The organism is Bradyrhizobium uaiense, assembly GCF_010811875.1.
Lineage (GTDB): Bacteria > Pseudomonadota > Alphaproteobacteria > Rhizobiales > Xanthobacteraceae > Bradyrhizobium > Bradyrhizobium uaiense.
The window spans coordinates 1-23,648 of sequence record NZ_VKHP01000146.1 but is presented as its reverse complement, the minus strand read 5'-3'; the positions used below and the strand labels follow the sequence as shown (position 1 = coordinate 23,648).

Annotated in this window: 27 protein-coding genes and 2 tRNA genes; 18 read left to right on the top strand and 11 right to left on the bottom strand. The window is 65.0% G+C overall.

Annotation, left to right across the window (positions count from 1 at the left end):
* Positions 1-344: IS5 family transposase (locus tag FNJ47_RS29070; protein ID WP_163159361.1), on the top strand; the 344-nt coding region annotated here is incomplete at its 5' end.
* A 214-nt stretch (positions 345-558) separates the two neighbouring features.
* Here FNJ47_RS29070 and FNJ47_RS29065 read toward each other — a convergent pair.
* A tRNA-Thr gene (locus FNJ47_RS29065) sits at positions 559-633 on the bottom strand.
* A gap of 148 nt (positions 634-781) precedes the next feature.
* Complete coding sequence (locus tag FNJ47_RS29060) at positions 782-1,210, bottom strand: hypothetical protein (RefSeq protein ID WP_163159359.1); 429 nt, start codon at positions 1,208-1,210, stop codon at positions 782-784.
* Between the two features lie 149 nt (positions 1,211-1,359).
* Here FNJ47_RS29060 and FNJ47_RS29055 point away from each other — a divergent pair, with 149 nt between their 5' ends.
* The 4 genes from FNJ47_RS29055 (at position 1,360) to FNJ47_RS29040 (ending at position 4,054) form a co-directional block, all read left to right on the top strand.
* The gene (locus FNJ47_RS29055) at positions 1,360-2,076 is read left to right on the top strand and encodes a dienelactone hydrolase family protein (protein ID WP_163159357.1); all 717 of its coding nucleotides are present in this window, start codon (positions 1,360-1,362) and stop codon (positions 2,074-2,076) included.
* Between the two features lie 86 nt (positions 2,077-2,162).
* The gene (locus FNJ47_RS29050) at positions 2,163-2,873 is read left to right on the top strand and encodes a HoxN/HupN/NixA family nickel/cobalt transporter (protein ID WP_163159356.1); all 711 of its coding nucleotides are present in this window, start codon (positions 2,163-2,165) and stop codon (positions 2,871-2,873) included.
* Between the two features lie 174 nt (positions 2,874-3,047).
* The gene (locus tag FNJ47_RS29045) at positions 3,048-3,521 is read left to right on the top strand and encodes a hypothetical protein (protein WP_163159364.1); all 474 of its coding nucleotides are present in this window, start codon (positions 3,048-3,050) and stop codon (positions 3,519-3,521) included.
* A 104-nt stretch (positions 3,522-3,625) separates the two neighbouring features.
* Positions 3,626-4,054, top strand: a complete 429-nt coding sequence (locus FNJ47_RS29040) for a hypothetical protein (RefSeq protein ID WP_175068433.1) — start codon at positions 3,626-3,628, stop codon at positions 4,052-4,054.
* A gap of 60 nt (positions 4,055-4,114) precedes the next feature.
* On the opposite strand, the gene rlmB is transcribed toward FNJ47_RS29040, so the two are convergent.
* Positions 4,115-4,939, bottom strand: coding sequence for a 23S rRNA (guanosine(2251)-2'-O)-methyltransferase RlmB (gene rlmB, locus FNJ47_RS29035; protein ID WP_163159354.1), 825 nt, complete (start codon positions 4,937-4,939; stop codon positions 4,115-4,117).
* Positions 4,940-5,136: 197 nt separating this feature from the next.
* Here rlmB and FNJ47_RS29030 point away from each other — a divergent pair.
* Positions 5,137-5,222: transfer RNA gene (locus tag FNJ47_RS29030), tRNA-Tyr, on the top strand.
* A 198-nt stretch (positions 5,223-5,420) separates the two neighbouring features.
* Here FNJ47_RS29030 and FNJ47_RS29025 read toward each other — a convergent pair.
* The gene (locus FNJ47_RS29025; RefSeq protein WP_347341733.1) at positions 5,421-6,182 is read right to left on the bottom strand and encodes a sterol desaturase family protein; all 762 of its coding nucleotides are present in this window, start codon (positions 6,180-6,182) and stop codon (positions 5,421-5,423) included.
* Positions 6,183-6,461: 279 nt separating this feature from the next.
* Positions 6,462-7,337, bottom strand: coding sequence for a LysR substrate-binding domain-containing protein (locus FNJ47_RS29020; protein ID WP_163159350.1), 876 nt, complete (start codon positions 7,335-7,337; stop codon positions 6,462-6,464).
* A gap of 103 nt (positions 7,338-7,440) precedes the next feature.
* Between FNJ47_RS29020 and FNJ47_RS29015 the strand changes: the two genes are divergently transcribed.
* A complete protein-coding gene (locus FNJ47_RS29015) occupies positions 7,441-8,052 on the top strand; it encodes a DUF1989 domain-containing protein (RefSeq protein WP_163159348.1) in 612 nt (203 codons plus the stop codon).
* A gap of 29 nt (positions 8,053-8,081) precedes the next feature.
* Positions 8,082-9,011, top strand: coding sequence for a LysR substrate-binding domain-containing protein (locus FNJ47_RS29010; protein WP_163159346.1), 930 nt, complete (start codon positions 8,082-8,084; stop codon positions 9,009-9,011).
* Here the strand turns inward: FNJ47_RS29010 and FNJ47_RS29005 are convergent.
* The gene (locus FNJ47_RS29005) at positions 8,992-9,876 is read right to left on the bottom strand and encodes a polysaccharide deacetylase family protein (protein ID WP_163159344.1); all 885 of its coding nucleotides are present in this window, start codon (positions 9,874-9,876) and stop codon (positions 8,992-8,994) included. The two genes, FNJ47_RS29010 and FNJ47_RS29005, sit on opposite strands and share 20 nt — an antisense overlap.
* A 36-nt stretch (positions 9,877-9,912) precedes the next feature.
* Positions 9,913-10,584: an FMN-dependent NADH-azoreductase gene (locus FNJ47_RS29000; protein WP_163159342.1), complete on the bottom strand. Its 672-nt coding sequence runs from the start codon at positions 10,582-10,584 to the stop codon at positions 9,913-9,915.
* Positions 10,585-10,881: 297 nt separating this feature from the next.
* Between FNJ47_RS29000 and FNJ47_RS28995 the strand changes: the two genes are divergently transcribed.
* Positions 10,882-12,336, top strand: a complete 1,455-nt coding sequence (locus FNJ47_RS28995) for a purine-cytosine permease family protein (protein WP_163159340.1) — start codon at positions 10,882-10,884, stop codon at positions 12,334-12,336.
* A gap of 22 nt (positions 12,337-12,358) precedes the next feature.
* Here FNJ47_RS28995 and FNJ47_RS28990 read toward each other — a convergent pair whose 3' ends face one another.
* Entirely contained in the window at positions 12,359-13,285 is a 927-nt protein-coding gene (locus FNJ47_RS28990) for a LysR substrate-binding domain-containing protein (RefSeq protein ID WP_163159338.1), read from the bottom strand.
* Between the two features lie 124 nt (positions 13,286-13,409).
* Here FNJ47_RS28990 and FNJ47_RS28985 point away from each other — a divergent pair, with 124 nt between their 5' ends.
* From FNJ47_RS28985 to FNJ47_RS28975, 3 genes are all read left to right on the top strand, one after another.
* Positions 13,410-14,765 carry an MFS transporter gene (locus tag FNJ47_RS28985; RefSeq protein WP_163159336.1) on the top strand — a complete coding sequence of 452 codons (1,356 nt, stop codon included), beginning with the start codon at positions 13,410-13,412 and terminating at the stop codon, positions 14,763-14,765.
* A 22-nt stretch (positions 14,766-14,787) separates the two neighbouring features.
* The gene (locus FNJ47_RS28980; RefSeq protein WP_163159334.1) at positions 14,788-16,032 is read left to right on the top strand and encodes a metal-dependent hydrolase family protein; all 1,245 of its coding nucleotides are present in this window, start codon (positions 14,788-14,790) and stop codon (positions 16,030-16,032) included.
* Between the two features lie 152 nt (positions 16,033-16,184).
* Entirely contained in the window at positions 16,185-17,372 is a 1,188-nt protein-coding gene (locus FNJ47_RS28975) for an adenylate/guanylate cyclase domain-containing protein (RefSeq protein WP_163159332.1), read from the top strand.
* A gap of 20 nt (positions 17,373-17,392) precedes the next feature.
* On the opposite strand, the gene FNJ47_RS28970 is transcribed toward FNJ47_RS28975, so the two are convergent.
* Together FNJ47_RS28970 and FNJ47_RS28965 are read right to left on the bottom strand one after the other, a co-directional pair.
* Positions 17,393-18,706: a chloride channel protein gene (locus FNJ47_RS28970; RefSeq protein WP_163159330.1), complete on the bottom strand. Its 1,314-nt coding sequence runs from the start codon at positions 18,704-18,706 to the stop codon at positions 17,393-17,395.
* 972 nt (positions 18,707-19,678) lie between these two features.
* Complete coding sequence (locus FNJ47_RS28965) at positions 19,679-20,074, bottom strand: NUDIX hydrolase (protein ID WP_163159328.1); 396 nt, start codon at positions 20,072-20,074, stop codon at positions 19,679-19,681.
* A 440-nt stretch (positions 20,075-20,514) separates the two neighbouring features.
* On the opposite strand from FNJ47_RS28965, the gene FNJ47_RS28960 reads away from it, so the two are divergent.
* The 5 genes from FNJ47_RS28960 (at position 20,515) to FNJ47_RS28940 (ending at position 22,877) form a co-directional block, all read left to right on the top strand.
* The gene (locus tag FNJ47_RS28960) at positions 20,515-20,811 is read left to right on the top strand and encodes a hypothetical protein (protein ID WP_163159326.1); all 297 of its coding nucleotides are present in this window, start codon (positions 20,515-20,517) and stop codon (positions 20,809-20,811) included.
* A complete protein-coding gene (locus tag FNJ47_RS28955; RefSeq protein WP_347341732.1) occupies positions 20,804-21,004 on the top strand; it encodes a hypothetical protein in 201 nt (66 codons plus the stop codon). Before FNJ47_RS28960 ends, FNJ47_RS28955 begins: the two co-directional genes overlap by 8 nt.
* A complete protein-coding gene (locus tag FNJ47_RS28950; RefSeq protein ID WP_163159324.1) occupies positions 20,967-21,194 on the top strand; it encodes a hypothetical protein in 228 nt (75 codons plus the stop codon). Before FNJ47_RS28955 ends, FNJ47_RS28950 begins: the two co-directional genes overlap by 38 nt.
* Before the next feature lie 424 nt (positions 21,195-21,618).
* Positions 21,619-22,368, top strand: a complete 750-nt coding sequence (locus FNJ47_RS28945) for a lytic murein transglycosylase (protein WP_430649424.1) — start codon at positions 21,619-21,621, stop codon at positions 22,366-22,368.
* A gap of 101 nt (positions 22,369-22,469) precedes the next feature.
* Positions 22,470-22,877, top strand: coding sequence for a hypothetical protein (locus FNJ47_RS28940; RefSeq protein ID WP_163159320.1), 408 nt, complete (start codon positions 22,470-22,472; stop codon positions 22,875-22,877).
* Between the two features lie 9 nt (positions 22,878-22,886).
* Here the strand turns inward: FNJ47_RS28940 and FNJ47_RS28935 are convergent, their stop codons facing one another.
* On the bottom strand, positions 22,887-23,273 hold the full coding sequence (locus FNJ47_RS28935; protein ID WP_163159318.1) for a YciI family protein: 387 nt from the start codon (positions 23,271-23,273) through the stop codon (positions 22,887-22,889).
* 182 nt (positions 23,274-23,455) lie between these two features.
* On the opposite strand from FNJ47_RS28935, the gene FNJ47_RS28930 reads away from it, so the two are divergent.
* Positions 23,456-23,648, top strand: a 193-nt coding sequence (locus FNJ47_RS28930; protein WP_236000149.1) for a transposase, incomplete at its 3' end; no start/stop codon positions are given.

Genomic DNA, 23,648 nt, shown 5'->3' with positions numbered 1-23,648 from the left:
CGGTGCGGTTCACGCTGACCGCGGGTCAGAAGGGCGATGCACCGCAAGCCGCCGCATTGATCGAAGGCTTGTCCGCCGAGGTCGTCATGGCCGACGCCGCCTATGACGCCGATCACTTGCGCCAAGCCATCGCCGCCAAAGGCGCGCTCGCCGTCATTCCCAACAACCCGTCACGCGCGCTCAAATACCCACTCGACAAGCATCTCTACGCCCAGCGTCATCTCGTCGAATGCTGCTTCTCAAAGCTCAAGCAGTTCCGACGTGTCGCAACCCGCTTCGAAAAAACGGCCCGGAATTACCGGGCCGTCGTCACTCTCGCTGCCATTGTTCTATGGATGCGCTAGTGTCCACACCACCTAGTTCCCTGTTGCGCAATTTTGCGGAACTTTTCAGCGAGCGCAAGCCTCCAGGACCGGCGGTCGACGCCATGCCCTCCAGACCGCACTGGAAAATTCGCCTTCGCCCGCGACGCGTTCCGAGAGGCTGATCCAGAGCCAACAGGCTGGGCATCCCGCACCAAGGTCAACGACCATCTCATTGATCCCAGTCGTGAAAAGCTGGTGCCGGCTGAGGGGATTGAACCCCCGACCTTCAGTTTACAAAACTGCTGCTCTACCGCTGAGCTAAGCCGGCGAAATGGCGTGATTTGCGGGCTCGCATAGCAGACTTGGCCCGCCAGAGCCAGAACCTGACGGTCCGAATCCACCGCCCGGCCTTGATCGGCCAGCAGCAAAAAAGCGGCCCGAAGGCCGCCTTTTGCGCCGTGAGCGGTTCGCCTGCGCTACTGGCAGGGATGCTGGCGGCCGTCGCTGCCGCGGAACCAGGCGCCGGGCGTGCAGACGAAACCGTTCTGCCGCGCATATTCCTCGCCGCCGATCGGGGCGCGGGCATAATAGTCGGGGCCGCCGAATGGGGCTGTGGCGATCGCAGCCGCGGTCCCGACCGCGCCGCCGACCACCCCAGCCGCGACGCCGGCGGGGCCGGGGTCATAGCGGTTGTAGCTGCCCTGCCAACCGCGGTCCCGCTGGTGGTGGCGATAGGCGGTGCGCGTGGCGCCGGGCGTCATCGTCTGGCAGCGGGCATCGGGATTGTCGTTCGAACAGCGCGCGGCGGTGCCGATCGTCTGTTGCGCCACCGCCGGGCCGGTCAGTGCCGTAGCGAGCAGGGCTGCTGCGCCCAGGAAGGCGCCGCGCATCTTGAGCTGTGTCATACAAGGTCTCCTCTCGTCGTTGTGACGAGCTAATCTCGCTGTGCCGCGCCTGTTCCGGCGCAGCCTTGCCCTGCGTTCAAACCAGTGTGAAGTTCCGCAACCCTTGCGCATGATGCGTTCCGGCTCACGCTCCGTTCAACGAGAACTGCATGCACACACGCGACATCGACTACGCCGGCGGCGAAGCCGGTTTGCGCGGCTATCTCGCCTTCAACGACACCGACGCGAAACGTCCCGGTGTGCTGGTGTTCCACGAGGGGCTCGGGCTCGGCGATTTCGCGATGGAGCGGGCGCGCAGGCTTGCCGGGGATGGCTATGTGGCGCTCGCGGCCGACATGTTCGGCGAGCGGCGGCAGGCCGCCGATCTGCAGGAGGCGATGACGCTGATCGGCGACTTGCGCACGAACCCCGCGAAACTCCGCGCGCGGGCGCGCGCCGCGCTTGCGACCCTGATTGCACTGCCCGAGGTCGATGCCGCCAGATGTGCCGCGATCGGCTTCTGCTTCGGCGGCACGGTCGCGCTTGAGCTGGCGCGCGACGGCGCCGAGCTCAAGGCCGCCGTCAGCTTTCACGGCGTACTCTCGACCACGCAGCCGACGGCGCCTGGTGCACTGAGGGCGAGCGTGCTCGTGCTGACCGGGGCCGACGATCCGCTGGCGCCGTCCGATCAGGTCACAGCCTTCGAGAACGAGATGCGCGCCGGCCAGGTTGCCGACTGGCAGGTGATCAGCTACGGCAACACGCTGCATGGTTTTGCCAACCCGACCGCCGACGGCTCGATCATGAAGTCAGCCCTCTACGACGCGCGGGCCGATCGCCGCTCCTGGGCGGCGATGCAAGGCTTGTTTGACGAGGTGCTTGTTTGACGCGGTGCTGGTTTGACGTGGTGCTGGCCTGACAAGATCAGCGATGTGGTGTTTGATCGGTCGTCACGCGCGGGCGCGAGGGATTGATGTTCGGAATCTTGAGTCTCGGCTTTCTGCTCGGCATGCAGCACGCGCTGGAGCCGGATCACATCGCGGCGGTGTCGAGCATCGCGGCACGGCACAGCAGCATCAGTGACATCGTCAAGCACGGCCTGACCTGGGGCCTCGGTCATACGCTCACGCTGTTCATCTTTGCAGGCGCCGCGATCCTGCTCGGGCGCGCCATCCCGGAGACGGTCGCAGCGCCGATCGAGACCGCGGTCGGCGTCATGCTGGTCGGCCTCGGCGCGCATGTGTGGTGGCGGCTGTGGCGCGACCGCGTGCACTTCCACACCCATTCGCATGGCGACACGACGCACTTCCACGCCCACAGCCACGCCGGCGAGACCGCGGTGCGTGCGTCCGCCGTGCCGCATGCCCGCGCTGCGCACAGCCATGCACACGTCTTCCGCTGGCGCACGCTGCTGGTCGGCCTGATGCACGGCATGGCGGGCTCGGCGGCGCTGTTGGTGCTGACGGTGTCGCAGGCGCCGAATCCTGCGGTCGGGCTCGGCTATGTCGCGCTGTTCGGCGTCGGCTCGATGATCGGCATGGGCGTGCTGTCCAGCGTGATCGCGGTGCCGCTGGCGGCCTCGGCGCGGTGGCTGACCTGGGCCAACCGCGGCCTGCAAATCGCAGTCGGCGCGGTCACCATTGCGATCGGCATCCACTCGATCATCGAGAACGCCTTCACCTGACGCACCGGCGCCTTCCCGGCGGCCCGTTAACGATTTCTGATCCCGCATGGCCGCATTGATCGGATGCCGATGCTTACGCGTTAGGCTTACCGCCAGTTTGGCCCGCGCCCTTAACCCTTCCGCCGAGCCGTTGGATTAGGCTGCGGATGGAACAATTCGGGACGCTGGATGAACATGCGCGCAAGTCTTGCGCTGGCGATATTGGCTGCGATGACCTCGTCGGCACTGGCCGGCGGCGGCTTCGACATCGTCGTGCCCGTGCGGCCCGGCGTGCCGATCATCATCAACGGCGTCGATGCCTCCTACGCCGTGGTCGAGAGCGCGATGGGGCTTGCCCGCAACGACTCGATGGTGCCGACCGTCTATGGCGGCCGCCCGATCGATCCCGAGCCGAATGTCGGCCACTATTATCCGAGCCTCGGCCGCATGCCGGGTTACGGCCGCCTCGAGATCGAGCCGCCGGCCAACCGCAAGCTGCCCAGGCCGGCCGAGAGCGATCATGAATCGTGGGGGGCACAGTCGGCGCCGCTGCCGGCGCAGTCCAACGGCCCGGTCGATCCGCCGCCGGTGATCTACGCGCCGCAGTTCAACGGGCCGCGGCCGCTGCCGGGGCCGCCGATGCGGCCACCGCGACCGAGAGGTCCCTAAATCGGGAGCCCTCATGCAGAGGGCCCTTCATAGCCATCAAGAGCTACGCGACGACAACAAGACCTACAGGCAAGATTTACAGGCAGGATTTACAGGAGAGAGTAATGCGTCAAATGATCAAAGGACTGATTGCGGCCGTGGCCGTCATGGTGACTGCGCCCGCAATGGCGTGCGGCTTCAACCCGTGCGGCTATTCCGCGCCCGTCGTGAACTACGGCTGCGGCGGTTGCGGCGGCTATAGCGGTTACGGTTACGGCGCGGTCGAGCGTCTGCCCGACCCGGATGCCGCTTATCCCGGCGCGGCGCAGCAGTACTATTACGTCAACCAGGGACCGACCTACACCGGTCCGGGCAATTGGGCACCGCGTCCGTACTACCGCGAAGGCTACGGCCGCCCGTATTACGGTTATCGCCACTATGGCTACCGTCACTACGGCTACCGCCATCACTATGGCTATCGTCCGCACTACGGCTATCGCTACGGCTACGCGCCGCATCGCTACGGCCATCCGCCGCTGCGCCGCTACTACTGATCCGACGATCAATCGAAGACATCAGCGCCCGTTCGCGTCACGCGAGCGGGCGTTTGTCGTTCACATCAGCCCAAGCCGGCTGGCGCCGATATAGAGCGCGAGCACACAGGCGTTCGACACGTTGAGGCTTTTGATCTCGCCGGGCATGTCGAGGCGGGCAACGACGCTGCAGGTGTCGCGCGTCAATTGCCGCAAGCCTTTGCCTTCGGCGCCGAGCACCAGCGCGAGCGGCGCTTGCAGCTGAACCTTGCCCAGATCCTCCGAGCCCTCGCTATCGAGGCCGACGGTCTGGAAGCCATGGTCGTTCAGTTCGTTCAGCGCGCGCGCCAGATTCTGCACGGTGATAACAGGGACCAGCTCGAGCGCACCGGAGGCGGACTTCGCCAGCACGCCGGTGGCCTCCGGGCTGTGGCGGGCGGTGGTGACGATCGCCTTGACCGCAAACGCCGCCGCCGAGCGCAGGATGGCGCCGACATTGTGCGGGTCGGTGATCTGGTCGAGCACCAGCACGATGCCCTCCAGCGCCAGCGAGTCGATGCCGGGCGAGGGCAGGGGCTCGGCCTCCGCCAGAAGGCCCTGATGCACGGCATCGGGGGTGAGGCGCCGGTCGATGTCACCGGGCCGGACGATCTCCGGGGTGACGCGGGTGGCGATATTTTCGTCGGCGAGCCGCTTGGCCGCGTTCTCGGTGAGGTAAAGCTTGCGGATCTGGCGGTCCGGGTTGGCAAGGGCGGCCGACACGGTGTGCCAGCCATACAGAATCACCGGCCCGTCGGAACCGGATTCGCGGTCCCGCCAGGCCGGCGGGCGGCCGAATTTCGGCCCTTTTTGGAAGGGTTTACCGCCCTTGCCTCGGAAATTGGGTTTGCGGTCGCGATCGCTCATGTGAGGCTTGTGTCATTGATATCGCAGAATGGCAATTTAACCGGCAAATTGAGCCCCCGCTTGGTTGACTTTGGGGACCGCCTTCCCCCATAAACGCGCCCGACCGCGCACCCGCTTCGGGGCCGACGCGGTTATCAGCGTCATTTCGATGACCCGGTCCGCCGCCACTCGCGCGGCCGGTTCTGATGCTGTTGGACGGGGGAGTGTCCCGAGTGGCAAAGGGAGCTGACTGTAAATCAGCCGCCTCATGGCTTCGCAGGTTCGAGTCCTGCCTCCCCCACCAGCCTTCGCTCGCTTCGCGAGCTACGGCTCGGCAGGCCAGCAAAATTCTCTCGTAGCGAAGTGAGCGAAGGCTGCCACGCCGAAGCCCAAAGGGCGAAGGCGGGCCATGTCCGGAGAACCGACGCGCTTCGCGGGCTACGGCCAGACGAGGCAGCAGAACTCCATCGTAGCGAAGTGAGCGAAGGCTGGGTTTGGCGCCTCATTGCCGCTGTGTCTGGGTGCCTGACGGATCGTCGCGCTTGTGCTTCGAAGCCCACACGACAAACGGATGGGCCAGAAGAGGCAGATAGCGGGACGGCATCGGCTCATCGACCCCAAATGTCTTCGGCTTCTGCCCCTGCGGAAGATAGACGCTTCCGAACAGCACATCGTAGAACGAGAACAGCCCGGCGAAGTTCTTGTCTCTGGCTTCGCGCTCGCTGCTGTGGTGCCAGTGATGAAATTCCGGCGACACCAGGACATGGCGGAGAGGGCCGTAGCTCAGGCGCACATTGGCATGCGTGAGCCAGGTCTGCCAGTAATAGAGGGCGAGATAAGTCCCGATCGCCTCAGTGGAGAAACCGAGCGCGACGAGCGGAAACAGCGAACCGGCTTTCATGAATGTCACGTCGAGTGGGTGCTGGTGGACGGCGGCGAGCCAGTCCAGTTCTTCGACCGCGTGATGAACGGCGTGGATGTGCCACATCGCGGGCACGGCATGCAGGGTGCGGTGGGTCCAGTAGACCCCGAGGTCTCCGATCAGGATCGCAATGAGCACCTGCACCAGATAGGGGAGATCGCCGACCGCCTGCTTGACTGCTGAAGGCAGTATCCACTGATTGACCAGAGTGGCGACCGCGAGGATGGCGGTCACGCCGACAAACACTAACCAGCCATTGAGAAACAGGAAGGCCATGTCGGTCAGCAGGCCGCGCCTGAAAATCTTCTGGGGCCTCGCAGCAAACAGCAGCTCGAACGGCACGAAAATCAAAATCGTCAGCAACAGCTGATACTGTGCAAATAGCTCGCGCATTGAAATGGTCGCCTGAAATGGCGGTAGCCTACCACCTTGGCCCCCAATTGCGTCAATTGGAAAGGGAGGCCCAGGTCGCAAGAGCGTTAATCCCCGTGTGATTACGGGGATGAAGGATGTCCGCGGGCCGGATGGCGCGAGCGCGCCAATTCTCACGCCTCACTCCATCAACGCGAACATCTCCACCAGCGTCTCGCACAGCCGACGTTGCACCGCCGCGGACGGAACTCAGGCGCGCAAGGCGCGCCGCAGCAGTTTGACGAAATCCAGCGCCATCTGCGACGGCGCTTCGTGCGTGGGGGAGAGAATGGCGATCTGGGACTGGATGCTCGGCTTGAACGGGCGCATGGCCAGGCCTTCGGTGAACGGCTTGCTCACCACGGGATCGACGATACCGACGCCGCGGCCCTCAGCGACGAGCTGACACGCGGTCGAGAAGAATTCGGTCTCCGCGACCACGTTCCAGCGCGCGCCATATTCGGAGAAGGCGGATGCCAACTGCTGGTAGATCGGGTCGCCGCGGAACAGCGTGACGAACGGGACGCCGTCGAGGTCATCAGGGGTGATCTGCTTCAGCTTCGCAAGCGGATGCGCATGCGGCAACATGCACATGCAGTCATACGAAAACACCTCCATGTGCGAGGTCGGATAATCGAGCGGCAGTTCGGCGACAGCGAGGTCGAATTGCTGCGTCGAAACCAACTCGCGGACGGTCGCTGAATTGCGCGTGATGATCTTGACCTGCAACTCGGGCCGGCCCTTGGCGAACTGCGACAGCAGGCGCGGCAGCAGTTTGATCGAGATGCTCGGATAGGCCGCGATGGCAAGATGACCGCGCCGGCCGGACCTGATTTCGGCGGCGACGCGGGATGCGTTCTCGACGGCTTCGAGTGCCCGTGCCGCCTCGACGTAGAACAATTTGGCTTCGGGGGTCGGTTGCAGGCGGCCGCCGCGGCGCAGGAACAGCGTCAGGCCGGTCTCGTGCTCGAGGCCCGCAATCATCGTGCTGATGCCGGGCTGCGACATGCCAAGCAGCTCGGCCGCCCGGGTCATGGTGCCGTGGAGCATCAGGGCACGAAAGCATTCGAGCTGTCTCAGGCGCATGGGACGACTATACGAATCTGCTATAATGGACACAATTAATATTATTAGAATTGCATGGCCGGCAGTGCTCCAATGGCGCGAGTGAAGCTTGAGGAGACACCACGTGACCGCAGCAACCGCCGATCTCACCCGCGCCCGTCTGATTCCGGCCCGTCATGGCGTGGCGGCCCGCCTCGACGCGGGAGAGACGGTCACCGTGGTCAATACCCACGGCAAGCAGGTGGTCGACACCTGGGCCTTCAATACCGGCGACACCGGCGAGTACATGTCGATGGAGCACAGCCGTGCGTCGATGCTGCGGCTCATTCCTCGCGTGGGCGACACGATGACGACCAACAGGCGCCGCGCGATCCTCACCTTCGTCGCCGACACCACGCCGGGAATCCACGACACGCTGATCGCGGCCTGCGACATTCACCGCTATCGTCAGCTCGGTGCCGTCGGCCATCACGCCAATTGCACGCAAAACCTGGCGCATGCGCTCGAGGCGGTCGGCCTGTCGGCTGCGGTGACACCGGCGCCGCTCAATCTGTTCATGAACGTCCCCGTAACTGATGCCGGAGAGCTGGCGTTCAAGTCTCCCGTCAGCGAGGCCGGGCAGTACGTGGCGCTGCGTGCCGAGATGGACCTGGTCATCGTGTTCTCCGCCTGTCCGCAGGACATGGTGCCGGTGAACGACATGCGGCCGACCGACGCTCATTTTCTGATTGCCTGATGGAGGCGCGCTCCTGCGGAGAACCAACCATGCGCAAGCTGCCGCCGCTCAATGCCGTCCGCGCGTTCGAAGCCGCGGCGCGCCACGAAAGCTTCACCGCCGCCGCCAATGAACTCTGTGTCACCGTGACGGCGATCAGCCACCAGGTCCGTCAGCTCGAAGCAATTCTGGGACGCAAGCTGTTCGAGCGCTCGGGTCGCGCAGTCGTGCTGACAGCTGAGGGCCATGCGGTCTTCCCGTTGCTGCGCGACGGCTTCGACCGCATGGCGAGCGCCTTTGCGGCGATCCGGCCGCCGGTCGACGGCGATGCGATCACCGTATCGACCACGCGGGCCTTCGCCGAACGCTGGCTGATGCCGCGGCTTACCCGCTTCAATGCGGCGTTTCCTCACCTCGTGGTCCACATCGATGCGACCGAAGAGATCAGGGCGCCGGGCGCCGACGGCGTCGATCTCGCCGTTCGTTACGGACGCGCTGACCGCGCCGATGAAAACTCGGTGCTGTTCAGCGACCGTTATATTGCCGTTGCGGCGAGCGCGATCTGCCCGCCGGATGGCCGTCTCGCCATTGACGACCTCCGCTCGCGATCGCTGCTGGCGTTCCGCTGGAAGAACGCCGCGCTGGATTCGCCTGCGTGGTCCGCATGGCTCGCGGGTTCCGATCATGATCCCGGCCGGGACTTCCGCATCTCCTGGTACAGCGAGGAGCCGCTGGCGTTGCATGCCGCCGAGCGCGGGCTCGGACCTCTGTTGTGCAGCGATGCGCTGGTGGACGAGCAATTGCGCGAGGGCACGCTGCGTCGGCTCGACGGCCCCGCGCTTCCGGGCTTTGCCTACCGTCTCGTCGACGCGCCGGCTGCTGCCCGGCGCAAATCGGTGACGGCGTTCGTCGATTGGTTGCGCGGAGAGGCGGCCGCGTTCCGCACCGCCCCGCAGCAGGTCATGTCACGGGCCGCGTGAAGTAGGGCAGGGGCTCGACCCGGACTTGGTAGGTGCCTGCCTTGGCCAGGCCGTCGACATGCGCGGCGATCGCCTCAAGCGGCGCAAACCAAACCTTGCGTTCGGCAACGATCCGCTCGAGCCAGCGCTCCACGACGCGCCAGCGGGCGAGCCGCCCGGTCAGGAACGGATGCCAGATCCCCATCCAGAATCCGCCGGCCTCATAGGCTGCCTCGAACTCCTCGAACGAGGCGGCAAGGCCTTCGCTCGGCGATTTGACCGGCATCATGTAGCCGATCTCGGCGTAATGGGCGAAGGGCGGCCAGTCGTCCGATCCCCAGTGCGGCGGCATCTCGTAGAGCGATCCGCGTGCGGTGCGCATCTGGTAGGGGATGTCGTCGGCCATCAGCGACGAATCGTAGACAAAGCCGTGCTCGATCAGGAGGTCGATCGTGGCCTGGTTGGCGTTGTAAACCGGCGCGCGGTAACCGCGCGGCTTGCGGCCGGTCATCGCGACATGAATGCCCAGCGCGCGTTCGAATGCCTCGCGCTGCTGTGCCGAGGAAATCTCCGTCGGATCCTCGTGGATGTAGCCGTGATGGCCGATCTCGTGGCCATCCCCGAGGATCGCTTCCACCGCATCCGGATAGCGCTGCATGGTCCAGGCCGGCATGAAGAACGATTGCTTGAGGCCGAGGCGGCGATAGGTCTCAAGGATGCGCGGCACGCCGACGGTCGGCCCGTAACGTCCCATCGTGATCGGATAGAGCCGGTCGAACGAATCCTTCGGCCGGGCGATGTGAATCAGACTGTCGGCGTCGACGTCGAACGTGATCGTACAGGCGCAACGCGCGCCGTTCGGCCAGGGGATGGGATTCTTTATCATTGGATCATCCTCGTGCAGCCGGCAGACGGCGGCGCATCATTCCGCCGCCACGTTAACAGGCCCGTCGATTCCAAGACACTGCCGGACCAGCACCGGGATCGCGGCGAAGGCGTCGGCGACCGACCGCCGGTAGCGCTCATCGTTGAATTCCTGGTAATCGACCGCGATCAGATGGCTCTCCTGCACCCCGAGATAGTGGGCGCAGGTGAAGATGTGGGTTTCCAGATGGTTCATGGTCTCCCGCACTCCGCCGGGGCCGAAGCCGAATTCACCGCGCGAGCTCAGCACCACCAGCGTCTTGCCGCGCATGATCGGCTCGAGCGGATAGTCGCCGCGTGCGAGATCGAAGCTGAAGGTTTTGTCGATGCGGATCACCTTGTCGAACCACGACTTCAACGCGGCCGGCATGCCGTAATTGTGCATCGGCGCGCCGATCACGATCACATTGGCACGGTCGAGCTCGTCGATCAGCTCGTCTGAGAGACGAAGCTCGTCGTGCTGCTCCGCCGTGCGATCGCCGGGCGCGGTGAAGGCGGCGGCCACCCACGCCTCCGTGATGAGAGGCGGCGGGTTGCGGCCGACATCGCGCGAGATGACGGTGGCGCCGGGCTCGTGCGTCAGCCAGTGCGCGACAAACGACTTCGAGAGCTTCCGGCTGACCGAACGGTCGCCGCGCGGACTGGCATCGATATGGAGAAGTGTCGTCATCCCTGGCCTCGGCTGATTGGGCAACAATGCGTTGGCTGCACAATGGCCCAGTGCTTGCTTCGGTGTGATTGACGAATCCGGCAAGTGAGTTGAGAAAATCTCAACAGTGAAGCCGCGCACTATGGGGACGCGCCGTGCGAGCCCGATTGCGGCGCGATCCGTCGCTATTCGGCCCGCAAACTTCACTCTCGACGTCACCTCAACCTGGCTTGAGGATTTCTCATTATCGCCCCACGGCTGCCTGCTGCTCAGATACCCCATCCCGGCCCAACCAATGCGCCGGACAACGGGGGAAACATGTTGCTCAAGCAGACACAGCTTCCGGCACAGGATGAGGCCGGCTTCGATGCCCATGGAATCGAGCCGGTGCCGGCGACGCATCGCACATCGTCATCGTTCGATCAGTTCTGGATCTGGACCGGCGCAAACATCGCGCCGATCAACTGGGTGCTGGGCGCGCTCGGAATCCAGCTCGGCCTCAGCCTGCTGCAGACGCTTGCCGTCATCGTTGTCGGCAATCTGTTCGGTGCGGCGCTGTTTGGCGCATTCTGCCTGATGGGACATCGCACTGGCGTGCCGCAGATGGTGCTGGGCCGCCTGGCGTTCGGCCGGCGCGGTGCCTATCTGCCGGCGCTGGCCCAAGTGCTGATGCCGATGGGATGGGTCGCGATCAACACCTGGATCGTGCTCGACCTCTGCATGGCAGCGCTCGAACGGATGGGGATCGGCGGCGGCGTCGAGCTCAAATACGCGATCGCGGTGCTGGTGATGCTGTTTCAGGTCGGTATCGCGGCCTGGGGCTTCAATGCCATCAAGATGTTCGAGCGTTACACTATGCCGGTCATTCTGTTGATCATGGCGGTCATGACCGCGCTCGCCTTCCTGCGCGTCGATATCAAGTGGCAGTCCGCTTCCGTCACCGGCATGCCGGCCTTCGCCGCGGCGACGCAACTGATGACCGCGATCGGCATCGGCTGGGGCATTTCATGGCTGACCTATGCGTCCGACTATACCCGCTTCGCCAGGTCCTCGCTCAGCGCCGCAAAAGTGTTTCGGGCGACATTCCTCGGCATGTTCCTGCCGACGGTCTGGCTCGCGTTCCTTGGTGCCGCCATTGCATCCGCCGGCGCCGGGTCCGATCCGTCGAAGCTGATCATCGCGGCGTTCGGTACGATGGCGCTGCCGGTGCTGCTGGTGCTGCTCCATGGTCCGATCGCAACCAACATCGTCGTGATCTATTCGGCGGCGCTGTCGTCGCTCGCGCTCGATCTGCGGCGGCCGCGCTGGGTGATCTCGGTGATCTCCGGCCTGATCGCTTCTGCGATCCTGTACGCCTTCCTGCAATCGGGCGATTTTGCCCATGCCTTCGACAATTTCATGGTCGCCCTGATCGTCTGGATCAGCCCGTGGGCCGGGGTCACGCTCGCGGACTTCTACCTGGTGAGACGCGGCCGCATCGATGTCGGCTCGCTCTACGCGGAGCCGGGTCGGGATCGTGATTTCAACTGGTCCGGGCTGATCGCCTTTGCCGCCGGCTTCGCAGCGGCGTGGGCCTTCCAGATGGGCACGATCGGCGCCATGCAAGGCCCGCTTGCGTTGGCGACCGGCGGGGTGGACCTGTCCTGGCTCACCGGTACCGGCGTGGCGATGGCGAGCTATCTCGCGCTGCATCGGCTGTTTGGACGTCCGCTGTTGCGGAGCGACCCGTCGCCGGACGCAGCCTCGATCGAGCCCGCGCCCACTTCGACCTGACAGGGGTACGCCTTGCGCCAGTTCACTCCATCCGCGCGAACAGCTCCACCAGCGTCTCGCGCAGCCAGCGCTGCGCGGGGACGGTGTCGTTGCGCTGGTGCCAGAACAGGCTGACGACGCGCGGCGGCGCCGGTAATGGCACCGGCACCGCATGGAGATGCGGCGCGTGGCGGGACTGCGCGCTGAGATCGCGCGGCAGCACCGCGATCAGGTCGGATTGCCGCACGATCTCATAGGCGGCGTTGTAATGGTTGACGGTCGTGACCAGGTTGCGCGACAGCCCGCGCGAGGCGAGGAACTGGTCATAGGTCGGCAGCGTCTTGCCGGCGAGGCTGACATCGACATGTTTGGCGTTGAGGAAGCTGCGCGCGTTGAGCCGCTTCCTGTTCGCCAGCGGATGGTCGCGCCGCATCATGCAGGCATATTCGACGGTCCATAGCGAGCGTGAACGGATCGCGGCCGGCGGCTGCTGCGCCTCGTTGACATAGACGCTCAGCACGCAATCGACCCGGTTGTCCTCGAGCCGGTCGCCGATCTCGAGGATGGTGTTAGGCAGAGTATGGATGCGCGTGGAAGGCGCGACCTCACTGAGGCGATTGAGCAGCCGCGGCATCACCAGCGACGACACGTAATCCGACATCGACAGGCTGAACTCGGCCTCGGTGCGCCGCGGATCGAAAGCGTCCTCGTCGAGCGCGTGGCGGACGTGTTCCAGCGCATCGCCGATCGGCTGCCACAGCGCCACCGCGCGCTGCGTCGGGCGGATCCCGCTCGCCGTTCGCACGAACAGGGGGTCGCCGAGCGCATCGCGCAAGCGGGCGAGGGCGTTGCTGACCGCGGGCTGGGTCATCGTCAGGGCGCTGGCGGCACGCGTGACGCTGCCCTCGGTCATCAGGGCCTCGAAGACTTTCAGCAGGTTGAGGTCGAGCGTACGGAACGACACGGACAATATTCACAATGGTGATGTGGTAGATAACAATTATAAATTATTCCCATAATATTGATTTGTCTATCATTCCTCCGGACCGACCCCGCGGCGCGTGCCGACCGTGGGGCGGAGGGGGGCTAATTTCATGTCGATGATTTCGGCGCGCATCGAGCGCCTGCCGTTCGCGCGTTTCCATGTGCACCTGCTGCTGATGGGCGGCCTGGGCTACCTGTTCGACGCGATGGATGCCGCCGTGCTGGCGTTCATCCTGCCGGTGCTGCGCACCGCCTGGGGGCTCACCAACGTGGAGACCGGCGTGCTCGGCAGCAGCACCTTCGTCGGTTATCTCTTCGGCGCGCTGCTGGCGGGGACGCTGGGCGACCTGATCGGCCGTCGCGCGGTGATGATGTCGGCGCTGGCGCTCTACAGTGTGGCCTCGCTGGTCAGCGCGACGGTGGACAGCTGGCCAGCGTTCTTCGCCGCGCGCGTCGTCGCCGGCATGGGCACCGGGGCGGAGAGCGCGATCATCGCGCCATATCTCGCGGAGTTCGTAGCGCGGCGTTACCGCGGCGCCTTCACCGGCGCGCTCGCTGGCTTCTTCTCGTTCGGCTTCGTCGCCGCCGCGTTGCTCGGCTATTTCATCGTGCCGGCTTACGAGAACGGCTGGCGCATCGTGCTCGTGATCACCGCGGTGCCGGTCGTGATGCTGCTGTGGTGGCGGAGGTCGCTGCCGGAATCGCCGCGCTGGCTGGAGAGCCGGGGCAGGGCGAAGGAGGCCGAAGCGGTGCTCGACAAGATCGAGGCCAGCTTCGCGCGCGAAGGCCGCGCGCTGCCGGCCCCAATCGCCGAGCCGGCCGCGCCGGTCGTCTCAACGGGGACGCTGCGGAGCAATTTTGCGGCACTGCTGGCCGGCCGCCAGGCCCGCATCACCACCATGACCTGGATCATGTGGCTGTCGATCACGTTCAGCTATTATTCCTTCTTCGTCTGGATTCCCGGCCTGCTGGTGCAGAACGGTATGAGCATCACCAAGAGCTTTGGCTATTCGCTCGCGATGTATTGCGCGCAGGTGCCGGGCTATTTCACCGCCGCCTTTTTCAACGAGCGGATCGGACGGCAGGCGACGATTGCGACCTATATGCTGCTCGGCGGCGTCAGCGCGCTCGGGCTTGCCTTTGCTGCCAGCGACGGTCAGATCATGGCGGCCGGCCTGCTGCTGTCGTTCTTCATGAACGGCACCTATGCCGGCGTCTATGCCTACACCGCCGAAGTGTTTCCCACATCGATCCGGACCACGGGGGCCGGGCTCGCATCCGCGATCGGCCGCATCGGCGCGATCGTGGCGCCGATCCTGGTCGGCTACCTCTATCCGAATTTCGGCTTTGCCGGCGTGTTCGGCGTCACCACATCCGTCCTCTTGATCGGCGCGCTGACCGTCGTGCTGATGGGCGTGCCGACGCGCGGACGGTCGCTGGAAGACATCGCAAGCGAAGCCGCCTGATCGCGGCGCTTAGGAGACCATCATGCCCACGACCCTGTTCAAGAATGCCGCGCTGCTCGATCCGCTGCGCTCCGACCTGCTCGAAGGGCACCACGTGCTGGTCGAGGACCGCCTGGTCAAGGAGGTGTCCGATCGGCCGATCGAGGCCTCGGCCGATCGCGTCATCGACCTCAAGGGTAAGACGCTGATGCCCGGCCTGATCGACCTGCACGTGCATGCGGTCGCGGTCGAGCTCGATTTGTCGCAGCAGGCCCGCATGGCCAACGTGCTGGTGACGTTGCGCTCGACCATGCTGTTGCGCGGCATGCTGAAGCGCGGCTTCACCACAGTCCGCGATGCCGGCGGCGCCGGCTATGCGCTGAAGCAGGCGATCGATACCGGCCTGACCGATGGTCCGCGGCTGTTCGTCTCCGGCCGCGCGCTCAGCCAGACCGGCGGGCATGGTGACGGGCGTGCCCGCTCGGACTACCTGGCCGATCCGACCTGCTCCTGCTGCGTGCGGGTCGGCGCCATCGCGCGCGTCGTCGACGGCGTCGATGCGGTTCGCAAGGCGGTGCGCGAGGAGCTGCAGATGGGCGCCGACCAAATCAAGATCATGGCGTCCGGCGGCGTCGCGTCGCCGACCGATCCGATCGGCGCGTACGGCTATTCCGAGGACGAGATCCGCGCCATCGTCGCCGAGGCGAAGGCGCGCCATACCTATGTGCTGGCCCACGCCTACACCGCGGAGGCGATCGAACGCGCGGTGCGCTGCGGCGTGCGCACCATCGAGCATGGCAATCTGATCGATCCTCCGACCGCACAGCTGATGGCGGAAAAGGGCGCCTATGTGGTGCCGACGCTGGTCACCTATGAAGCGCTCGCCAATGAGGGCGCCAAATACGGTCTGCCTGCGGCGAGCGTCGCCAAGGTCGCCGACGTGCGCGACGCTGGCCTGCGCTCGCTCGCGATCTATCGCGAGGCCGGCGTCAAGATGGGCTACGGATCCGACCTGCTCGGACCGTCGCAGCGATTGCAGAGCGACGAATTCCGGATCCGCGCCGAATTGCTAGGCCCGCAGGCGGTGATCGCCAGCGCCACCATCATCGGTGCCGAGGTGCTCGGCATGGAGGGCAAGCTCGGCCGTATCGCGCCGGAGGCTTTTGCCGATCTCTTGGTGGTCGAAGGCAATCCGCTGCGCGACGTGTCGTGCCTGCTCGGCCAGGGCGAGCACATTCCGCTTGTCATGAAGGCCGGCAAGGCGGAGGTCGACCGGCTGGGCGGGTAGGTCACCCTCGCGGGCAGAGCACCCCCGTCATCAGCGCGTCACACGGCGGCCGACCGCGCCGATTTGCGCGATCACGATGCCGCTGGCAGCGTTGACGTGGCCGGGCAGAAGCACGACATATCGCCTGCCAACCCGCCGCTCCGGAGCCAGCCATGAACGCGCCCAACATCGAGTCCGTCACGCCGCAGTCCGACGGCGACGTTGTGAGCTGGCTGACCCACGAGACCCGCGACCAGCGCTTCATCGACAACATCTTCGCCGAGCTCTGCCTCCGGCTGCAGGGCGCAGGCATCCCGATCAAGCGGGCGACGATGAATCTGCTGATCCAGCATCCGCAATGGCTCGGCGCCCGGATCATCTGGTCCGACGGCAAGCGCGAGGCCGAGATCACCCGGGTCGACTACGAGGTGCAGAGCCGTTCGGAATATATCGGTAGCCCGGTCTACGAAATCCATCAGGGCGCCGCCGAAGTGCGCGAGCGGCTCGAACGGCCCGGCCGCATCCACGCGCTTTATGACGACATGCGCGCGCAGGGCCTGACCGACTATGTGGCCTGGCCACTGCTGCACACGCTCGGCAAGCGGCATGTCGTGACCTTCGCGACCGACCGTGCCGGCGGCTTCGATGACGCGCATATCGCCAGCCTGAAGCAGGTGCTGCCGGTGCTGGCGCTGGTCAGCGAGATTCGGATGAAGAACCGCCTGGCGCGGACGCTGCTCGAGACCTATGTCGGCACCCATGCCGGCGAGATGATCCTGGCCGGTGCGACGCGGCGCGGCAGCGGGACGACGGTCCGCGCCGCGATCATGATCTGCGACCTCAGGGATTTCACCCGTATCTCGGATAGCTGGCCGCGCGACGACGTGATCGATCTCCTGAACGACTATTTCGACGCGATGTCGGAGCCGATTGCCCGGCATGGCGGCGAGATCCTGAAATTCATCGGCGACGGCCTGCTCGCGATCTTCCCGCTCAGCGAGCCCAAGGCCTGCGCCAATCTGCTGCACGCGGTGTCGGAGGCGCGGCAGGCGATGGCGGCGCTGAGCGAGAAGAACAGCGTGATGGGCCGTGCGCCGATGAACTACGGCATCGGTGTCCATGTCGGCGACGTCATGTACGGCAATATCGGATCGCGCACCCGGCTCGACTTTACCGTGATCGGCCCTGCGGTGAACATGGCCTCGCGGCTCGAAGCCCTCACCAAGCAATTGGGAAAGACCGTGCTGCTGTCGCGTGCATTCGCCGATCTCGTCGAGCATGATTTCGCTCTCGAGCACGTCGGTGAACATGCGGTGCGCGGCTTCAGCGAGCCGATCGAGCTGTTTGCGTATCAGGGCTGAGGCCTGAACGATCGGAGACGTCAGACCGGCGTCGTCTTCTGCGGTGACGAAGCTCCATCGATGAACCCCTTGGCGAGGGCGTGATAGACGCCCTCCTTGCAGATCAGCTTCGAGCTCGCATGGGCGATCAGGGCTGCGGCCATCAGCGGCACGACCATCGCGTGGTTGTCGGTCATCTCGGTGACGATCACGAATGCCGTAATCGGGGCCTGAACCACGCCGGCGAAATATGAAACCATGCCGAGCAGCATGATGGCCGGCAGCGGCGCGCCGTGAAACAGCGGCGCGATGTTGGAGCCTATTCCGGCGCCGACCGCGAGCGAAGGCGCGAAGATGCCGCCCGGCATGCCGCTGATCGAGGCAAATATGGTCGCCAGGAATTTTAAGACGCTGAAGGTCTCCGGCAGTTGTGATCCGGCCTCGAGCGCGGATTTGACCTGCTGATATCCCGTACCGTAGATCGCACCGTCCGAAGCGATCCCGCAAATCGCCGCCGCCAATCCGCAGATCGCGGCAAAGCCGACCGGATAGCGCTTGATCGCGCGCCCGACCGGGTTGGCAAATCCGCGTGCCGTCGCAACCAGGATGCGACTGAACAGGCCGCCCGCAAGACCGCCGGCCACGCCGCAGAGCGGGATCGCGAGCCAGTCGGCGCCGTTGCGCAAGCCCGTCGCGCTGGTGCCGAAATACGTGTAGTTGCCCATCAGCGCGAGCGACGTCAGGCCCGCGGCGATCACAGCGCCGATGATCAGGCTGGAGGTTCGCGTCTCGAAGGCGCGGCTCATTTCCTCGATGCCGAACACGATTCCCGCGAGCGGTGTGTTGAAGGCCGCCGCGACACCCGCGGCCGCGCCGGCAAGGATCAGGCCGGGTTGACGCCGGGGCGAGAAGCGGCCGAGCGCAAACATGATCGACGCGCCGATCTGCACCGTTGGTCCCTCGCGCCCGACCGACGCGCCGCACAACAGGCCGAGCAGGGTCAGCAGGATCTTGCCGGCCGCAATGCGCAGCGAAACCAGGCTCTCGCGCGCGGTCTGGTCGGTCAGGTGGCGCGCAGCGATGGCCTGCGGGATTCCGCTGCCCTGCGCGTTCTGAAAGAAGCGGTTGGTCAGAAAGACCGAGAGGGCGAAGCCTGTGGGCGTCAGCAGCAGCGAGGCATAACGGACATGCGACACCAGCGCAGAGAAGGCGATCTGCGCCAGATCCGCGAGCTGTGCGAGCGCCACGGCCGCCGCACCGACGGCAATGCCGCCCAGCAGGAAGATGGCCCGGCGCTGCCAGCGCGCGGACACGATTCTGAACAGCCGCCGGTGGCGGTTGGAGGGGAAGGTCATTCGGACAGTATTCCGGCTGATGTCATGGTCCGATCGGAACGGATCACGTCGTTCGTAGCATGTGTCAGCGGTGCGCGAAGCCCAAGAAATCAGCATAGCATGCCAAACGCTCCTGCTCCTCGGCGATCTTCAGGGGGGCGCGTGAGTTTTGCTGTCTGAACGCCGCCGCCTTGGCGCGTGCTTTGGCGGCTGATCTGCATTGACGCGCCAAGATTGGGCGATGCGGAGAACTGGCACAAACTGCACTTTGCGCGGCTCTCGCGGAGGCATATTTTAGGCGTCCCATTGAAGGGCGCATGTCATGTCCGAAGTCATATTTCGAGCGGGCATCGTCGTTTTGGGACTTTGCCCAATCGCCATGATTGCCGTTGCTCTGTTCTAATTTGATGGAAGCCCACCTGGCCGGACCGCGCCACCCGGGCCGGTAGATGGCCCCAGCGACTGCCTCCCAGGCCCCCAAAGGTCGCTGGGGCCACTCAACAAAGAGGCCGCCGTTTGGCGGCCTCTTTGTTTGCCTGACAATGAGCGAGGTAGGGCAAGTGTCGCGAGGACGACCTGAATAACACGATCACTGAATCGAAAAGGGCCGTCGCATCGGCGGACCTTTTCTGCCGGTTACAATGGGGTCTGTAAAAACTCAGCCGTGACAAAATGCTCTGTAAAGAACGGTAGCGCCGGCAGGACTTGTATTACGACCGTCCTATCTCTCCAGAAATCCGGATCAGTACGGTGTCCCCTTGGCGGCTGTGTTGGTTTTCCGGGGACCTCAGACCACGCAGATGCCCGTCCGCCGACGAGGCTTCCGTTTTGGAACCGACGCCAAGGCGCATGGTTGGCACACGTTCGGTGCTGTCCCTGCCGGCAATGCCTGGACGATCAAAGCAAACTCGCGGCCCTGGCTTGTGCCCCCTCGCCGGGGGCCGTTTCTTTGGCTGGAAGGTCGGCCCCTTGCAGGCAGCGATATTTCGCCGTCTATCGCCGGCGCCGCTGCTTTCTCGGAAACAGCCGGTCGCGGATGTAGCGCGAGGTCGCCGTCAGGCGAAGTCCGCGCGGCTTCTGCCAGGCGGCGCGGTCGATCTCCTTCTTGTCGCCGATCGCCAGTCGTCCCTTGGCGTTCTTGGCGATGAAGATCGCGTCGCTCATCTTGCGGCCGGAACGCTTGTTCTTGGCCGTCACTTCCTTCCAGAGGCTGAGCCGGCCGAGCTTGAGCTTCGGCAGCTCTTCCTTGATCTCGCGCTTGAGGCAATCCTTCCCGGTCTCTCGCGCGCGCCTGCGTCCGCCGGGAAACATCCACAGCCCGTCAGAGCGGCGTCGAACCAGAAGAACCTTGCCGCGCTTGGCGGCAACCAATTTAGAGGACTTCGTCATGTCACTGCGCAATGATCGAAACGGAATCGATACCCATTTTAATTTGTCTATTTGGGTAGACAAGTTCTAACGGCGGATTGTTCCACAGTCATGTGTCGGTCGTTTGTCCCTGATCGACAGCCTTTGAATTGAAGAGCTCCGACGACGCGGAGAGATTGGTGCAGACGAGGCTGCAACTGAAAAAGGCAGCCGGGCTGTGACGGTCTGCCGCGCCTGCACTGCGTGCTCGGGCTCGCAGTGATCCTCGCTGCGCGTTCGCCGGCGGCTCGCCGAACTCACTTGACGGCCGACATCCTCACGCTGAATTCGCGAAACTGTTCTCGCGACAGGAACCCGCCGGATCGTGCGTCGATGACAAAGCCGATCACGGCTGGCGTCGCCGCTTGACTTCATGTTCTTGTTTTGTTCTAATTGCCTTCCACCGTGAATAGGAGGTCGCCATGGACAACCGTATCAGCGAAATTCGCAGGCAGATCAGGGCGTTGCGCGTCAGCATGCTCGAGGCCGAGGCCATCATGCGCCAGCAGATCAACCGGGATGAGGACTGTGCCTTCGTCGCCGGGGACCTCTTGAAGATGCGCCTGGTGATGAGCCGTCTGGTCGAGGAGCGGGGCGTGCTCGGCGACCGCGAGCCGATCATCGTGCATGCGAGCGTTGCTCCGCGCCGCCGCGCCGCGGCACCCATCTTCCTGCGCGCGGCGAAGCGAGAGCTCGTCGCCGGCGAAGCGCGTGCGTGATGACGTCGTCAGGATGCAGCGGCTGCGCGCCGAGTTGCGCGCGCTGGATTTATCAGTGAACCGGCTCAGGCGTGCCGGGCGCGACAGCGCGTCGGCGCAGCTGCTGCTGTCGCGCAAGCGCGCCGAGCTGGAAGACGTGATCTGCCGGAGGAAAGATGAGAGAGCCGCTTCGGTATTTCCACGACAGCGATGATCACGCGCCCTGGATCAAGGCGTTGGCCGAGGTCCGGCACATGGCAACGCGGGAAGGCTGGTGCTTTCAGCACGTGCAGGCGATCATCGTGGCGATCGACCAGTACGCGGAGGCCGCGCTCGGCAACCGCGAGTTCTTCCTCAACCGGCCGCAAACCGTCGGCCCGATCAGGCGAGGCGACGTGCCTTAGGTGCGTTCCGTGAAGTGAGAAGGCTACGCAGAGGCTCCTCCGCGCAACACATTCAGTGTCGTCCGGGCGAAGGCCGGGGACCCATAACCACGAATGCGAATTGTTGTGCGACGCTGGGGCCGCAGCCTGTTTTCAACGACTCCACCCTGTGGTTATGGGTCCCGGCTTTCGCCGGGACGACGTGAATGTGAAGTCATCCGGGCCGTGGCCGGGATGGCCGCTATCGGCCGGGATGGCGAATCCGCTGCCGGCGACATATCGTGGCGGTCTGCGGCCGAATCTGAGGCGGATCGTTCATCGCCGGGTCATGTAAATCCGGCCATCGTCAGCGCCGCGCCCGGAAGGCGCGGCGGTACATTTGCGGAGGAGGTTTCGGATGATCAGGGGCTGGCAGATTGCGACGTCGGCGCTCGCCATCGTCGTGATGGCTGCAACGCTGACTGCTGAGGCAAATGCGGCGCAGTGCGGCAACGGGCCCGGCGGGTTCGAAGCCTGGAAGGAGCAATTCGCAGGCGAGGCGAGGGCCAAGGGCGTCGGCGCCACCGCGACCGACGCGCTGATGCAAACGCATTATGCCAGCGCGACGATTGCCGCGGATCGCGGCCAGCGCAGCTTCGGCCTGTCGCTCGAGCAGTTCATGGCCAAGCGGGGATCTGCGACCATCGTGGCGCGCGGCCGTTCGCTGAAGCAATCGCAGGCGGCGATGTTCGCCTCGATCCAGCAGCGCTACGGCGTGCCGCCGGGACCGTTGATCGCGATCTGGGGCATGGAGAGCGGCTTCGGCAGCCAGCGCGGCAACCAGAACATGCTGTCGTCGATTGCGACGCTTGCCTATGACTGCCGCCGTCCGGAGTTCTTCACCGAGCAGCTCTATGCCGCGTTGAAGCTGATCGACCGCGGCAGCCTGTCGGGCAGCACGCGCGGTTCGATGCATGGCGAAATCGGCCAGACCCAGTTCATGCCGAAGAACGTCCTCGCCTACGGCACCGGCAATCTCGACGTGGCCGCCAATGCGCTGGCCTCGACGGCGAACTTTCTGCGCGCCAATGGCTGGCGCGCCGGCGCCGGCTATCAGCCCGGGGAGCCCAACTTCGCGGCGATCGAGGCATGGAACGCCGCGGGGGTCTACCAGAAGGCGATCGCGATCATGGGTCGGCAGATCGACGGCCAATGAGCGCAGGCGCAAGTTCTCCGCCTCCGGGTTCCTTCACCCCCTGTTAACGCAACGGTGCCCAGATCGCTTGCGGTGAAACGGAGCAGGTGGAGACAGGCTCCATGCTCAAGAACGGCACCTATGCGGCGTGGTTTCGCACGTCGCTCGCGGACGGCACCGGCATTGTGCATGTCGCTGACGGCAGGCTGTGGGGCAGCGATGCCATCATGCTCTACAGCGGCACCTATGAGGTCGACGGCGAACGCTTCTCCGCGGTTCTCACCGCCAGGCGGCATTCCGAAGGTCATGCGACCGTGTTCGGCACCGACGATCTCGTGGTGCGGCTCGAGGGGGCCTTCAGCGGCGCGATCGCGACCTGCACGGGCAGGGCGGATGCCGTGCCCGATCTCGCCTTCGAGGTGACGCTGATGCCGAGCCACGACGCGCCGCCCGAGCCGCCGCCGGATCTGCCGCTGCCGAAGTTCGATCCGAGCAAGCTGCCGAAGCTGCCGAAGCGCTCCGGCCGCTGAGCAAACTCGCTAGACGTCCTTGGGGCCCGCGGTCTCCGGAAACGGTGCGCCGGGGATGTAGAGCTTCAGCGGGCGGATCTCGTAGACGGCCGAAGGGTTGACGCTGCGCAGGTCGCGCGCCGCGGCGATCGCCGCCGCCTCATCGGCGCAATCGATCACGTAGAAGCCGAGCAACTGCTCCTTGGTTTCCGAGAATGGGCCGTCGATCACCATGCCGTGGCCGGGCCCGCGCAGGGTGCTGGCCTTGCGCGTCTCGTCGAGCCGTGCAGCCGGGCCGAGCCGGCCCTTCAGCCGTTGATGGACCTCGCGCAGTCCCGTCATCACGGCTGCGTCCTCTTCGGCGGTCCACGATTTGACCTCGGCTTCGACGTGGTAGGCCAGGATGGCATAAAGCATCTATTGAGCTCCTCGTTTCTGATGCGACAGGCGCCGAAGCGCGACGATGTTCGAGCATGATCTTTCCGGAGGAGTGCTTCGCACTTTTCCGGATCATGCCTTAGGTGGTGTGGACTCTAAGGATTCCCTTTTAGGAGCAAATCAGATTCAAGGCTGCTTTTGGGGAGGCCGTCTTGGGTGTGATGGACCGTTTGGTATTGAGCGACGCGGCGTGGAAGCGGATGGCGCCGTTGATCATAGGGCGCCCCGATCAGAAGGGCTCGACCGGACGCGACAACCGAATGTTCGTTGAAGGAGTGCTGTGGATCGTGCGTACGGGGTCTCCCTGGCGCGATCTCCCGGAGGTCTTCGGCGATTGGAACAGCGTGTTCCGGC

Excerpts from the sequence above, each read along its gene's own strand:
- FNJ47_RS29060 (WP_163159359.1), bottom strand. The coding sequence starts at position 1,210 with ATGACACAGCTCAAGATGCGCGGCGCCTTCCTGGGCGCAGCAGCCCTG.
- FNJ47_RS29055 (WP_163159357.1), top strand. The coding sequence starts at position 1,360 with ATGCACACACGCGACATCGACTACGCCGGCGGCGAAGCCGGTTTGCGC.
- FNJ47_RS29050 (WP_163159356.1), top strand. The coding sequence starts at position 2,163 with ATGTTCGGAATCTTGAGTCTCGGCTTTCTGCTCGGCATGCAGCACGCG.
- FNJ47_RS29045 (WP_163159364.1), top strand. The coding sequence starts at position 3,048 with ATGCGCGCAAGTCTTGCGCTGGCGATATTGGCTGCGATGACCTCGTCG.
- FNJ47_RS29040 (WP_175068433.1), top strand. The coding sequence starts at position 3,626 with ATGCGTCAAATGATCAAAGGACTGATTGCGGCCGTGGCCGTCATGGTG.
- rlmB (WP_163159354.1), bottom strand. The coding sequence starts at position 4,939 with ATGAGCGATCGCGACCGCAAACCCAATTTCCGAGGCAAGGGCGGTAAA.
- FNJ47_RS29020 (WP_163159350.1), bottom strand. The coding sequence starts at position 7,337 with ATGCGCCTGAGACAGCTCGAATGCTTTCGTGCCCTGATGCTCCACGGC.
- FNJ47_RS29010 (WP_163159346.1), top strand. The coding sequence starts at position 8,082 with ATGCGCAAGCTGCCGCCGCTCAATGCCGTCCGCGCGTTCGAAGCCGCG.
- FNJ47_RS29005 (WP_163159344.1), bottom strand. The coding sequence starts at position 9,876 with ATGATAAAGAATCCCATCCCCTGGCCGAACGGCGCGCGTTGCGCCTGT.
- FNJ47_RS29000 (WP_163159342.1), bottom strand. The coding sequence starts at position 10,584 with ATGACGACACTTCTCCATATCGATGCCAGTCCGCGCGGCGACCGTTCG.
- FNJ47_RS28995 (WP_163159340.1), top strand. The coding sequence starts at position 10,882 with ATGTTGCTCAAGCAGACACAGCTTCCGGCACAGGATGAGGCCGGCTTC.
- FNJ47_RS28985 (WP_163159336.1), top strand. The coding sequence starts at position 13,410 with ATGTCGATGATTTCGGCGCGCATCGAGCGCCTGCCGTTCGCGCGTTTC.
- FNJ47_RS28980 (WP_163159334.1), top strand. The coding sequence starts at position 14,788 with ATGCCCACGACCCTGTTCAAGAATGCCGCGCTGCTCGATCCGCTGCGC.
- FNJ47_RS28975 (WP_163159332.1), top strand. The coding sequence starts at position 16,185 with ATGAACGCGCCCAACATCGAGTCCGTCACGCCGCAGTCCGACGGCGAC.
- FNJ47_RS28970 (WP_163159330.1), bottom strand. The coding sequence starts at position 18,706 with ATGACCTTCCCCTCCAACCGCCACCGGCGGCTGTTCAGAATCGTGTCC.
- FNJ47_RS28965 (WP_163159328.1), bottom strand. The coding sequence starts at position 20,074 with ATGACGAAGTCCTCTAAATTGGTTGCCGCCAAGCGCGGCAAGGTTCTT.
- FNJ47_RS28960 (WP_163159326.1), top strand. The coding sequence starts at position 20,515 with ATGGACAACCGTATCAGCGAAATTCGCAGGCAGATCAGGGCGTTGCGC.
- FNJ47_RS28950 (WP_163159324.1), top strand. The coding sequence starts at position 20,967 with ATGAGAGAGCCGCTTCGGTATTTCCACGACAGCGATGATCACGCGCCC.
- FNJ47_RS28945 (WP_430649424.1), top strand. The coding sequence starts at position 21,619 with ATGGCTGCAACGCTGACTGCTGAGGCAAATGCGGCGCAGTGCGGCAAC.
- FNJ47_RS28940 (WP_163159320.1), top strand. The coding sequence starts at position 22,470 with ATGCTCAAGAACGGCACCTATGCGGCGTGGTTTCGCACGTCGCTCGCG.
- FNJ47_RS28935 (WP_163159318.1), bottom strand. The coding sequence starts at position 23,273 with ATGCTTTATGCCATCCTGGCCTACCACGTCGAAGCCGAGGTCAAATCG.